Origin of the sequence: Pseudomonas sp. C32, from assembly GCF_030417915.1 — a bacterium.
In the GTDB taxonomy this organism is placed as follows: Bacteria; Pseudomonadota; Gammaproteobacteria; order Pseudomonadales; family Pseudomonadaceae; genus Aquipseudomonas.
Genome location: NZ_JAUHUK010000010.1, coordinates 57,092 through 69,276 on the forward strand (window position 1 = coordinate 57,092; position 12,185 = coordinate 69,276).

General features: G+C 60.4%; 13 protein-coding genes. 5 read left to right on the top strand and 8 right to left on the bottom strand.

All coding sequences use genetic code 11. The features are described 5' to 3' along the window. Positions 1 to 81: 81 nt before the first annotated feature. The 3 genes from QYH43_RS13285 to dinG all read right to left on the bottom strand — a co-directional run bounded on the left by QYH43_RS13285 (position 82) and on the right by dinG (position 6,113). Complete coding sequence (locus QYH43_RS13285; RefSeq protein WP_301157173.1) at positions 82 to 1,227, bottom strand: serine hydrolase domain-containing protein; 1,146 nt, start codon at positions 1,225 to 1,227, stop codon at positions 82 to 84. A 161-nt stretch (positions 1,228 to 1,388) separates the two neighbouring features. Then, a complete protein-coding gene (locus QYH43_RS13290) occupies positions 1,389 to 3,872 on the bottom strand; it encodes a beta-galactosidase (protein WP_301157174.1) in 2,484 nt (827 codons plus the stop codon). A 96-nt stretch (positions 3,873 to 3,968) separates the two neighbouring features. Beyond that, a complete protein-coding gene (gene dinG / locus QYH43_RS13295) occupies positions 3,969 to 6,113 on the bottom strand; it encodes an ATP-dependent DNA helicase DinG (protein ID WP_095058753.1) in 2,145 nt (714 codons plus the stop codon). Positions 6,114 to 6,212: 99 nt separating this feature from the next. Here dinG and QYH43_RS13300 point away from each other — a divergent pair, with 99 nt between their 5' ends. Beyond that, positions 6,213 to 6,677, top strand: a complete 465-nt coding sequence (locus tag QYH43_RS13300) for a CopD family protein (protein ID WP_301157175.1) — start codon at positions 6,213 to 6,215, stop codon at positions 6,675 to 6,677. A gap of 162 nt (positions 6,678 to 6,839) precedes the next feature. Here the strand turns inward: QYH43_RS13300 and QYH43_RS13305 are convergent, their stop codons facing one another. From QYH43_RS13305 to QYH43_RS13320, 4 genes are all read right to left on the bottom strand, one after another. Continuing rightward, positions 6,840 to 7,598, bottom strand: coding sequence for a collagen-like protein (locus QYH43_RS13305; RefSeq protein ID WP_301157176.1), 759 nt, complete (start codon positions 7,596 to 7,598; stop codon positions 6,840 to 6,842). After that, positions 7,591 to 7,869, bottom strand: coding sequence for a DUF1145 domain-containing protein (locus QYH43_RS13310; protein ID WP_095058756.1), 279 nt, complete (start codon positions 7,867 to 7,869; stop codon positions 7,591 to 7,593). The genes QYH43_RS13305 and QYH43_RS13310 overlap by 8 nt, the downstream gene beginning before the upstream one ends. Positions 7,870 to 8,016: 147 nt before the next feature. Further along, positions 8,017 to 8,739 carry an OmpA family protein gene (locus tag QYH43_RS13315; protein WP_095058757.1) on the bottom strand — a complete coding sequence of 241 codons (723 nt, stop codon included), beginning with the start codon at positions 8,737 to 8,739 and terminating at the stop codon, positions 8,017 to 8,019. 89 nt (positions 8,740 to 8,828) lie between these two features. Next, entirely contained in the window at positions 8,829 to 9,515 is a 687-nt protein-coding gene (locus QYH43_RS13320; RefSeq protein ID WP_095058758.1) for an OmpA family protein, read from the bottom strand. Positions 9,516 to 9,704: 189 nt separating this feature from the next. On the opposite strand from QYH43_RS13320, the gene QYH43_RS13325 reads away from it, so the two are divergent. From QYH43_RS13325 to QYH43_RS13340, 4 genes are read left to right on the top strand one after another with little or no spacing between them, the layout of a single operon-like run. Next, complete coding sequence (locus QYH43_RS13325; RefSeq protein WP_095058759.1) at positions 9,705 to 10,202, top strand: DUF6231 family protein; 498 nt, start codon at positions 9,705 to 9,707, stop codon at positions 10,200 to 10,202. 4 nt (positions 10,203 to 10,206) lie between these two features. After that, the gene (locus QYH43_RS13330) at positions 10,207 to 10,683 is read left to right on the top strand and encodes a YchJ family protein (RefSeq protein ID WP_095058760.1); all 477 of its coding nucleotides are present in this window, start codon (positions 10,207 to 10,209) and stop codon (positions 10,681 to 10,683) included. Positions 10,684 to 10,722: 39 nt separating this feature from the next. After that, complete coding sequence (locus tag QYH43_RS13335; protein WP_095058761.1) at positions 10,723 to 11,208, top strand: LEA type 2 family protein; 486 nt, start codon at positions 10,723 to 10,725, stop codon at positions 11,206 to 11,208. 5 nt (positions 11,209 to 11,213) lie between these two features. Next, positions 11,214 to 11,432, top strand: a complete 219-nt coding sequence (locus QYH43_RS13340; RefSeq protein WP_301157177.1) for an SEC-C metal-binding domain-containing protein — start codon at positions 11,214 to 11,216, stop codon at positions 11,430 to 11,432. A gap of 42 nt (positions 11,433 to 11,474) precedes the next feature. On the opposite strand, the gene QYH43_RS13345 is transcribed toward QYH43_RS13340, so the two are convergent. After that, positions 11,475 to 12,032 carry a cysteine hydrolase family protein gene (locus QYH43_RS13345; protein ID WP_301157178.1) on the bottom strand — a complete coding sequence of 186 codons (558 nt, stop codon included), beginning with the start codon at positions 12,030 to 12,032 and terminating at the stop codon, positions 11,475 to 11,477. Positions 12,033 to 12,185 lie beyond the last annotated feature (153 nt).

Below are 12,185 nucleotides of genomic sequence, written 5' to 3' on the forward strand. Positions count from 1 at the left end.
TCAGGCCACAGCGGCCCGCTAAACGGAGGTTTGAAACTGAAAAGACGTTCGGGTTCCAATCCTGGAACCCTTGAGCGATTCTTACAGACAGGTGGCCAGAACCCGCACCAGCTTTTGCGCACGCGGGTCCATCAAGACGTACGGTCCCAGGGTATTTGTCACAAAACCGAAGGCCACATCGTGCTCGGGGTCGGCAAAACCGATGGAGCCACCGGCACCCGGGTGACCAAAGGCCCGAGGACCCAGACCGAACGTTGCATTAGGCACGTCAGGTTGATCGAGCATGCAACCCAGGCCGAAACGGGTCCGGGTCAGTAAAGTCTTGTCTTCGCCGAGGCTGTGTTCGCGGGTCAGCTCGTCGAGCATCTCGCTTTCCAGCAGGCTGCCGTCGAGCAGTCCGGCGTAGAAGCCGGCAAGGCTACGGGCATTGCCATGACCATTGGCGGCCGGCTGCTGCATGCGTCGCCATTCCGGTTTGTTGGTGCTGGTCATGATCGACGGCGGATTGGTGAAAGCTCGGGTGGTCATGGCCGTCGGCTCACGCATGGTCACTTGCAGCAGGCGCTGGGCCGCCGCATCGCCGACGTTGCCTTTGCCGCGAGCGATGTGTGCCACGCGATGGAACTCCTCGTCAGCCAGACCAACGTGAAAATCCAGACCCAACGGTTTGGCAACCCTGGCCACAATGGACTCTCCCGGCCCACGACCATCAGCACGTCGCAACAACTCGCCGATCAACCAGCCGTAAGTGATGGCCGCATAGCCGTGGCCTTCACCCGGCGTCCACCACGGTGCTTCGGCGGCCAGCGCATCGACCATGGTTTGCCAATCGTAAAGCGCTTCAGGGGCCAGCAACTCGCGCAGCGCGGGCAATCCGGCCTGGTGGCAAAGCAGTTGGCGCAGGGTGACGGATTCTTTGCCGGCAGCGGCGAATTCCGGCCAGTAGCGCGCAACCGGCGCATCCAGTTGCAGCTTGCCTTCAGCCACCAGTTGCAACGCGGTAACGGCGGTAAAGGTTTTGGTGCAGGAGAACAGGTTGGCGATGGTATCGCTGTGCCAGGCTTCGGCGCCGTCCTTGTCAGCGGTGCCGGACCAGAGGTCGAGGACGGTTTCGCCGCCGACCTGGATGCACAACGCCGCGCCACGCTCCTGAGGATCGTCGAACAGCGCCGCGAACGCCTCACGCACCGGTTCGAACTTAAGCTCGTAATGACCCTGAATCTGCACCCGTAACTCCCCGGATTAACGCTCTACAAAGTGGCGGGCATTGTTCCAGCCCTTGAGGGTTTTGGGAACAGGGTTGGGCTGGATGGTCAATTGAGGGCCAAGATCGAAAGATCGCAGCTTGCGGCAGCTCCTCCAGGTGCTGCCGCAGGCTGCAAACGGGATCAATGGCCTTTGCCGGAATGTCCACCCGCGCCCTTCCCCGGTCCTTTGCCGGCATCGGCTTTACGCCCGCCCTCGGCATCGTGGCTGGCTTTGTCGGCCTCGGTCGCCGCTTTCTCGGCTTCTTTACCCATTTTATCGACCGTCGCCAGATTGCTTTTGCGCACACTGTCGACGAAGCCCTGGAACGGCAGGTCGGTGATCCCCACCAGACCGAAGTGGCCGTTTTCGCCATCAAGCAGGCGACCGGTCACCGGTTGGTCGAGGTACTGGAACCAATGCACGCCGACAATCGACGGCTCGCTCATCGCTTGCTTGAGGAAGTTCGCATAGGCCGGGCCACGGTCCTCTTCTTTCGCCAGTTGCGTGACACCACCCCAGAACGGACCACGATCAGCCGAACCGAAATTGAACTCGGTAATCAGCACCGGTTTGTCGAGGCTGCGCAATTTGGCGAAGTCATAACCATCCTGGGGTTGCAGCGTGTACATGTTGAAACTCAACACATCGCAATACTGGGCGCAGGATTCGACCGCTTCCGGCGTGGTGATGGCAAAACGGCCGCCGAGCAACAACTGGTTCGGCGCGTGCCACTTGAGCGAATCGGAAATGGTCTTGAAGTAAGCGTCGGCGAAGACCTTCTGGAAGTATTTGAAGTCGGCTTCGATTTCCGGATATTCGGCGCTTGGCATCGGTGGCACGAAACCCGGGTCTTCCATCAATTCCCACGCGGGCAAATCGATGCCCCACGCTTTCGACAGGCCTGCCTGGTTGCGGTACTTATCGCGCAATTGCTTGAGGAACGCACGCTTGGCCGGGACGTCGGTGGTCATTTTCAAGGTGCCGTAGGCCAAGGCATAACGGTCTTTCGGATCATCGCCAGGACCGGCCCAGGCCAGTTCATTGTCGGCGTAATAACCGATCAGCCATGGGTCGTCGCGGTGATCGCGAGCGGCAATGGCCACGGCGCGTTCCGTGGCCATGGCGAAGCGCGGGTCGAACGGATCAGGCATGCCCCCCCACCAATCGCTGCCAGTGCTGATGCTGGCGTAATCACCGACGATCGATAACGGCAAGGTGTACGGCACGCGATCGGCATTACCCAGCGCCGGCGCACTCCAGTTGCCGATCGTGTTGAAGCCCCAGGCTTGCAGGCGATCGAGTGTGTGGCGGGCCCAGCGCTGCTCGTCAAAAACCGCCTTGCAAGGCTCGACAGCAATTGGCGCTGGCGCTTTCGCTTCAGTTTGGGCAGCTTCAGCGACACCGGCTTCAGGGCTCGGCGGCACAACCGCTGGTTCAACGGCTTTCTCTGCCGTGGCCTCAACTGCATCAGCCTTGGCCGCAGCAGCGACGCCCGCCTTGGTGTCACTGCCCAGTGCGCAAGGGTCGCCATACAAACGCTGCAAGTTGGCCCCGTAAAAATCGTACCAGCGCCCGGCGTTGTAGCCGCGTCCCAAGTCAGCACCGTTGCCGCCCCGGTTGTCGCCTTCGCCAAAGTGGCTGGCCAGGTTTTCGTCAGCCTTGGGCAGGGATTCGAACATCCACTCGCGACCGGCCACGTAGGTCTGGTTGACGTCCGGGGTGACGGTGTTGACGCCCAGCGAATAGAACGGATGGCCCTCCGGCGTCACCAGATACCAGCGACCGTCGCGCTTCTCGGTGCGGAAAAAGCCGCTGGCCTTGAACGATTGACCTTTGTTCAAGCCGCCAAATTTGTCCAAAGGCGACTTTTCGCGCTCGGCGAGCCAGGTTTTCAGTTGTTGCTGTTCCTTGGCGGCGGCGCTTTTCAGCTGCTCGTCAGTGCTGATTTTTTCCGGCCACTTGGCCCGCGTCGATTGACCGTAAGCATCGACCAATCCGCCATACACGGTTTGGGTCACCGACTCGCCGTCCTGCACCCCAAAGCGTTCCAGCAAAATACTTTGCGCGACGTTCGGCTGATCCATCGACACACTCACCGACACCACTTGGCCACGGTCCAGCGCACCAGCACTGCTGGCCAACAACACACGCTGGCCGTCGATCGTCATCGGCATTGGCGGGCCGGCCTTCATGCCCAGGCTCAGCGGTGAAGTCGGTTGCAATGGCACCAACAGCGTTTGCGCGGGGCCGGCCGGCAGGTCGACGCGGCTGACCAGCGTCTTGCCGTCATTGCTCTGGATCGTCACGTACAGGGTCAGGGCCCAGTCCATCGCACTCTGGACCCGCAAGCTCATGAAACCCGATTGCGACCAGTCCCAGGCACCGCTCTGCGGACTCAGGCGCAAGGTCGGTCGCGCGACCGGGTTGAACGTTACCCGGCGCAGCACTTCGCCCTCGGGGGTTTGCTCGGCGTTGGATTGCGGCAGGCTGGCGTCCTGAGTCGCCACCTGAACCACGTCGGCGGGGCGCACAAAGTTGAACAGCGTTTGCTGACCGGCGGGAGCGGCCAGCAAAGGTGTTGCGAACAACAGGGCAAAAACAGCGGGCAACGAACGGCGAATCATGAGAACGAAATTCTCCCTAACGACCTTCAATGGGCCTGTGGAAAAGCGATGGCTGAAAGATAGACAACGCAGTGGGCGAAACCGCCCACCGGAGTCTCAGGAAATTTCGCGGCGGAAAGGAGGCAATGCATTGAGGATCGCCTTGCCATAACGCTGGGTGACCAGGCGTCGATCGAGCAAGGTGATGGTGCCGCGGTCTTCTTCGGTACGCAGCAAGCGTCCGCAGGCTTGAACCAGTTTCAGCGAGGCGTCCGGTACGGAGATTTCCATGAACGGATTACCACCACGGGCTTCGATCCATTCGGCCAGCGCGGCTTCGACCGGGTCATCCGGTACCGAGAACGGAATCTTGGCGATGACCACGTGCTCGCAATAGGCGCCGGGCAAGTCGACCCCTTCGGCGAAACTCGCCAGGCCGAACAGCACGCTCGAATCCCCGCCATCGACCCGCGCTTTGTGCTTGTTCAGGGTTTCCTGTTTCGACAGGTTGCCTTGAATGAACACTTGCTTGCGCCAGTCGCGGTCGAGTCCGTCGAACACGTCCTGCATCTGTTTGCGCGAGGAGAACAGCACCAACGTGCCCCGCGAGCCTTCGACCAGTTCCGGCAGGTCGCGAATGATTGCGGCGGTGTGCGCCGCTGCGTCACGGGGGTCGGCGTTCAGGTTCGGCACCCGCAGCACGCCGGCATCGGCATGGTGGAACGGGCTCGGGACCACGGCGGTCACGGCTTTTTTCGGCAGCCCGGCGCGCATGCGGAAGCGGTCGAAAGTGCCGAGTGCAGTCAGGGTCGCCGACGTGACGAGACAGCCATAGGCCACGTTCCACAAATTGCGCCGGAGCATTTCCGCCGCGAGGATCGGGCTGGCGTTGACCTCAATGTCGAACAGCGAACCGCTTTCGGCCAGGGTCAGCCAACGGGCCATGGGCGGGTTGTCCTCCGGGTCTTCAACGGTGAAGGCGGTCCACAATTCCCAGTTGCCCGAAGAGCGGGACAACAGGCTGCCGAACAGTGGATACCATTCTTCGGCCTGATTGCTGGCGATGCCGATGTTGACCTCGCCGTCCATGCCTTCCTTGAGCAATTCGGTGAGGCGCGTGAACAGGTCGGTCAGGCGCGCGAAGCCTTTCTTCAGCTCGATGCCCATTTCACGCATGTGATCGGGAATCACCCCGCCGACAAACCGGTGACGTGGCCGCTCGCGACCTTCGACGTCTTCGCCGGGTTTGAAATCGGCGATCTGCTCGCAGGCCGTGAACATGAATTGCTGCTGGGTCTTGATCTCTCGCGCCAGCTCCGGCACCTGCTCGAGCAACTTGCCCAAGTCGCCCGGCAAGGGATGCTGGGCCAGCAACTTGGTGAGGTTCTTCGCGGTGGTTTCCAGCCAGTCGGCCGTGGAGCGCAGGCGGGTGTAATGGGCGAAATGGCCGATGGCCTTGTCCGGCAGGTGATGACCTTCGTCGAATACATAAATGGTGTCGCGCGGGTCCGGCAGCACCGCGCCGCCGCCCAGGGCCAGGTCGGCCAGGACCATGTCGTGGTTGGTGACGATCACGTCGACCTTGCCCATGCCTTCGCGGGCCTTGTAAAAGGCGCACTGGCCGAAATTCGGGCAATGACGGTTGGTGCACTGGCTGTGGTCGGTGGTCAGGCGCGCCCAATCGGCGTCTTCCAGCGCGGTGGACCAACTGTCGCGGTCGCCGTCCCACTTATTGCCGGCGAGCTTCTCGATCATGCTGGTGAACAGCTTCTGACTGGCTTCGTCGACTTCGATCTTGAAGCCTTCTTCTTCGAACAGCTGAGCGGTGGCGGTTTGCGCGTGACCTTCCTGGAGCAACATGTCGAGCTTGGACAGGCACATGTAGCGCCCACGCCCCTTCGCCAGGGCGAAGCTGAAATTCAGCCCGCTGTTGCGCATCAGGTCAGGCAGGTCCTTGTAGACGATCTGCTCTTGCAACGCGACGGTCGCCGTGGCGATCACCAGGCGCTTGCCGGCAGCCTTCGCCGTCGGAATCGCCGCCAGGCTGTAGGCCACGGTCTTGCCGGTACCGGTGCCGGCTTCCACCGCGACAATCGCGGGGTCGCCACTGCGCCGGCCTTCGTCGTCGGTGTCGATATCACCGAGGACTTTGGCGACTTCGGCGATCATCAGGCGTTGGCCGTAGCGCGGCTTGAGGCTCTTGGCTTCGAGAAAACGCGAGTAGGCGCCCTGGATCGTGGTTTTGAGTTCAGTGCTGATCATGGATTGTCGGGCGCAAAAAACGCTGGATAAATTTTCAGTGGTTCGGTTCGGCGGCTATCATACCCCGCTAATGAATCCCGCGCAGAACGGAGTACCTCAATGACACCTTTTAGCCTCATTTATAGCCTGCATGTCCTTGCCTCACTGGTGTGGGTCGGCGGCATGTTTTTCGCCTGGATGGTCCTGCGCCCCGCAGCGGTGACGGCACTGGAAGGCCCTGCCCGGCTAAAGCTGTGGGTAGAAGTGTTTCAAGGTTTTTTCCGTTGGGTCTGGGTGGCGGTCGTGCTGTTGCCGGTCAGCGGCGTGGGCATGCTGCACATGCACTTCGGTGGCTTTGAGACTGCGCCACGTTATGTGCAGGTGATGATGGGTTTGTATGTGGTGATGACGGCGTTGTTTATCCGGATTCAGGCGCTGATGCTGCCGGAACTGCGCACGGCCGTGGCCGAGCAGGATTGGCCCGCGGGTGCAGCGGTGCTGGGGCGGATCCGCAAGCTGGTGGGGATCAATCTGCTGGTGGGGTTGGTCGTGGTGGCGATTGGTGCGGCACGGCCGATGTTTTGAATCTATCGAACGTTTGTGGCGAGGGAGCTTGCTCCCGCTCGGCTGCGAAGCAGCCGTAAACCGGTGAACGCGCTCATCCTGAAAAAAATACATTATCCGGATTCGGGGCCGCTTCGCGCCCCAGCGGGAGCAAGCTCCCTCGCCACAGAGTCCTGGCTGGATTTACAACCGCTGCACAGTCACCGAGCCCGCCGCGCCTTCCGGTCCTGGCTGACCATCCGCTCCAGGTTTGCCGCCCTTGCCGCCGTCGGCCTCGTAAACGAGGCAACCCTTGGCTTTGCCACCCGCCCCCGGTTTGCCGCCAGGGCCGGCCAGGCCACCAGCACCACCGGCCACCTGAACCTTGATCCGATCGGCCGGGTAGTCGCGCGGCAATGTCAGTTTGACCAGTGCCCCCGGCGCGCCGGCCTGACCATTACTGCCGTCGCTGCCATCGGCACCACGACCGGCCTGGCCCCAAGTGCAGCCCGGATCCTGACCGTTGGCCCCGTCGAGGCCCACAAACCCCGGCGCTCCTGCGCCACCGCGAGCGTCCACCTGAAGTTGCGGTGCATTCAGGGTCTTGATCTGTAAATCCAGGTTTCGTCCGGAACGGGCAGCCTTCTGATACGTCCCCGGCGCACCGCGCGCCGTGATCTGGCTACCCTCGGACAAATCAGCCCGATGGACCTTCAACGCCAACGTCTGTTCGCCGGGCACAATCGCAATGCGTGCGTCACGCCCCAAACGCAGTTCGCCCACGGAGACTTCGGTCACGTTCGAGGGGATCAGCAAAGTGCCGTAATCGGCGACGTCCAGGCGTTCGAGTTGCAGGGTGCTGGCGGTGTTGGGCAATCGCATCAGCGAGTTGGTTTCGACGCTCACCACCTGTGCGCAGGCCAATGGACTGATGAATACGGCGAGCAGACAGAGTTTACGCATGGGAAGCCTTCGGTGCGGTGGGGGCAGGAATGGTTTGCAGATGGAAAACGCCGAAAATGACAATCTTCAGGCGATCGCGCCAAGGGTGGGCGCGTCCTTTGAGGCTGCGATTGCACAGCAGCACTTCAAGCAGATGAAAGAATGCCAGGAGGCCACCGGCCAGATTGACCAGATGGTGCAGCGGAAATACAAACGGCATGAGCAGATTGAACAGCACCACCAGCCAGAACATCAGGGTCAGTAACTTCCCCAGCCCCCATAACGCCTTCATACGCCCCCCGATGAGAATTATTATTTGCACGCACAGTAACGGCTTCCACGCAGGATAAGCCAGAGGGCAATAGAAAATTCTTCATGAAGGCCGCCAAATGGCCGTCGCGACGCTCAAAAATATCGTCCGACGGCTCTATTTCAAGGCTCAGCGGTTGACGTGAAGTTCTACGCGACGGTTCTTCGCGCGCCCCTCCTCGGTTTCGTTATCGGCAATCGGCTCGCTCTCACCTTTGCCTTCGCTGGTAACTTTGTTCGGCGCCACACCCTGGCTCAACAGGTATTCCGCCACGCTAGTGGCACGTCGCTCCGACAAGGCCTGGTTATAGGCATCCGCACCCACGCTGTCGGTGTGGCCAACCACTTTCACGCTCACCACGCTGGCGTCTTCCAGCTTGCCCATGATTGCATCCAGCTGGCTCTTTGCCGTAGGGGTCAGATCGGCCTGGTTGAACGCAAACAACACTTCGCCGGCATCGCTCAGGGTGATGACTTCAGATTGCGCAGGAGTGGGGGCGGGAGTCTCGCTAACTGCGTTCTGCGGCAACGGACAACCACGATGATCGACCGTGGTATTGGCAGGAGTATCGGCACAGCGGTCACGTCGATCGAAAACGCCATCGCTGTCTTCGTCGCCATCCTGTGCATAGCAGATCAAGCCACCGGCCAAGATGCCCAGCGCAGCTCCACCACCGGCCCAGCCGGCACTTTCGATTGCACCAAGGCCTCCACCGACCAGCCCGCCAATAAGACTGCAGATCGGCCAGGTTCGTTGATTGAGGGGGGCAGTGCCATCACTGTGAGTGGCGCAGCCCGTCAACAGGCTGCCAAGTAGCAGAACCGGCAATACGGTCCTTGTGAGAAAGATCATGTTGAAAGCTCCTGTGTCACCGGCCAATACCGGTTACACAGGAGTAAAGACCCGCATCCGCGACTGCACAAGGCGCGGATGCGAAGGGATTAACGCTGGATTTTGATTTCCGTGCGACGGTTCTGTGCACGACCGTCATCGGTTGAGTTGTCCGCTACCGGCTGGCTTTCACCGGCACCGACAACCGACACGAAGTTGCTGCGAGGTACGCCTTGCTCGATGAGGTATTCAACCACCGAGTGAGCGCGTTTATCCGACAGTTTCTCGTTGTAGGTGTCGCTGCCCACGCTGTCCGTATGGCCGGTGACAGTCAATTGAGCAGTCGGAGCTTCGGCTTTCAGGCGAGTGGCTATCTTGTCGAGTACCGCTTTGTCAGACTCGGTCAGTGTGGCCTTATCAAACTGGAAGTGAACATCGCGAATGACGATGGTTTCTTCCTTGACTACAACCACTTCTTCAACCACTGGTGCAGGTGGGCAACCGTCAGCGTCGACCTGTACGCCTTTAGGCGTGCCCGGGCACTTGTCGCGGCTATCCGGCACACCGTCGCCGTCTTCGTCGCCATCACCGTGAACCCAGCAATAAGCCGCTGCCGTACCGCCGACAAGCAGAGCACCATACCCTGCCCATGCCGAACTTTCGGTCGCACCGAGACCGGCGCCCACGACACCACCAACTGCCGCACAGGTCGGCCAGTCGGTTTTCTGCAAACCTGCGCAACCAGTCAACAGACTGGTTAGCAGGACCAAGGGTAATGCTGTCCGAACTATGCTCATCGAGTTTTCTCCTGAAGGATCGGCTTAGAACCGATTCAGCTAGTAAAGACCCGAGTTTTAAACTCCGCCAGCAATGGACCACGCTGTTTATTCTTGTATTAACGAGAGGTTGGCGCATTTGTCGTCAAGCCGCTCTAGGCCCGAACGTTCGAGCAGGCTAGTCTTGACGGATCTGATTGAGGAACTTCGATGATTGCAGGTATTTCTTCACGCACGCCCCAGCAGGCACTGGCCGCTCTACTTGACCGATATGCCCCCGCGCGCCTGTTGCTGATCGGCGCCAGCGAGTTCCCGGCGCTGGCAGCGTTCAAAGCGGCCCACCCGGACAGCTGCGTCGCGTTCGCCGCACCGGGGCCATTGCCTGCCGAGCTGGCGGCACGGCGTTTTGACCTGGCCCTGGTGGTCGATTGCCTGGAGCATCTGCCCAAGCGCGAGGGTCTGAACCTGTTGGGCGGCATCCGCAACCTCAACGCCAGTCGCATCGCGGTATTGGCGGACCTGACGGCCTGCGGCTGGCAGGAAACGGACTTTTTCTCCCTGGCGCTGCAAGCCAGCGAGCGCTTTGCCCGTGACGAACAGGTATTGACCCTGTTCACCTACGATCTGCTTGAATACAAACAAGTGCCCGACTGGCTCAATTCACGCTTTTGGGCCAATCCGGAAAACTTCGGGAAATACTGGTGGTAATGCAATGAGTACATCCATTTGTCCCTGCGGCAGCGGCACCCTGCTCGACGCCTGTTGCGGTCATTATCATACCGGTCACCCTGCCCCCGGCGCCGAAGCCTTGATGCGTTCGCGTTACAGCGCCTATGTGCTGGGCTTGATCGATTATCTGGTGGCCACGACCTTGCCGGCGCAACAGGCAGGCCTTGATCGTCAGGCAATCAGTGACTGGAGCGCCCAAAGCACCTGGCTGGGGCTTGAAGTGGAAAGTTCGGAAGTCCTGGGCGGCCAGCCCGAACATGCCTTCGTGACGTTCACCGCGCGCTGGCATGACAGTCATGGCGAGCACAGCCACCGCGAGCGCTCCTCGTTCGTGCAGAACACCGGGCGCTGGTATTTCATCGACCCCACTGTGCCGCTCAAAACCGGGCGCAATGATGCCTGTCCATGTGACAGCGGACAGAAGTTCAAGAAGTGCTGTGCAGGTTACTTCGGCGCATGAGATGAAGGGACTAGACTGGCATTAAGGGAGAACCTCGACATGACCAGTCACAGACGTTTCTTGCAGACCTTCACGCTGTTTTTGTTCCTCGGGCTCGGGGGCTGTGCGTCCTGGTTCAGCAGCGACGAGCCGGATCCCGAGGTCCACCTGGTAAAAGTCGAAGTCGTGCGGGCCAGGCTGCTTGATCAGAAGTTCATCCTGCACTTTCGCGTCGACAACCCCAACGACAGCGACCTGACGGTGCGCGGCCTGGAATATCGCATTCACCTGGCGGACATCTTGCTGGCCGAAGGCGAGCATGAACAGTGGTTTACGGTCCGCCCCAAACACAGCGTCTACTTCAAGGTGCCAATCCGCACCAACCTGTGGCCCAGGGTCAAGGATCTGGTCAAACAACTCAAAAACCCCAAGCAAGGCATCCCCTATCGTCTGGAAGGTGAAATGGAAACCGGTTTATTCATCGCCCACTACGTGCACCTGACGCGTAATGGCGTGATAATCCCCGCCGATTTAATTCCGGAGTAACCCCGATGACCCAGCAACCCCACGTCCATGGCCCTGACTGCAACCACGATCATGACCATCACCAGCATGATCATGATCATGATCACGACCATGGCCATGTCCACGGTCCGAACTGCGGCCATGCCCACCAGGAGCCGGTGCGCAACGCCCTGAAAGACGTCGGCCGCAACGACCCTTGCCCATGCGGCAACGGCAAGAAATTCAAGAAGTGCCACGGCGCTTGATGCCGTCCCTGTAGGAGCGAGCTTGCTCGCTCCTACAAGTGCTTAGTCGGCTGACAGGATCTGCGCGCTGCTTGCAACCGTTGCGTATTCGCCATGCAGATTGCCAAGCGACATCGCATGCACCTCCTCGGCTGAATGGGCATGGCCATAGAAGTCAGCCTTGTCGAAGGTAAAGCACGCATCCTCCACCACCCACGCATCAAACCCCAGATTTCCAGCCGAGCGTGCCGTGGACTCCACCGAGTTGTGCGTCGCGACGCCGACGATCACCAATTGCCCGATCCCCGCTTCGCGCAACCCTGACGCCAGCTCAGTTGAACAAAACGCATCCGGCACCTGTTTCTGGATCATTCGCTCACCTGCACCCGGCTGAAAACGCTCCTGAAACTCCACTCCCGATTGCTGCGGCCAGAACACCGAATCCTCTGACCGGGACAGGTGTTGCACATGGATCACCGGCCGACCGGTGCGTCGCCAATGGCTCAGCAACTCCAGCATGCGCTCTTCAGCCTGGGGATTATTCCTGCGACCGAGTCTGGGGTGAAGGATGCCTTTCTGTTGATCGATGATGATCAGTGCTGCGTTTGTCTTGAGCTCCATGCCGACTGTTCTCCAGGATATTGTGCCTGCTGCACTTCAGCATCACCGGTTACAGGCTGGCAAGTCACTTGAGAATCAAAAGATCGCAGCCTTCGGCAGCGCCTACGCGAGATCGGCGTATCACTGCCGAAGGCTGCGATCTTTGACAAATCC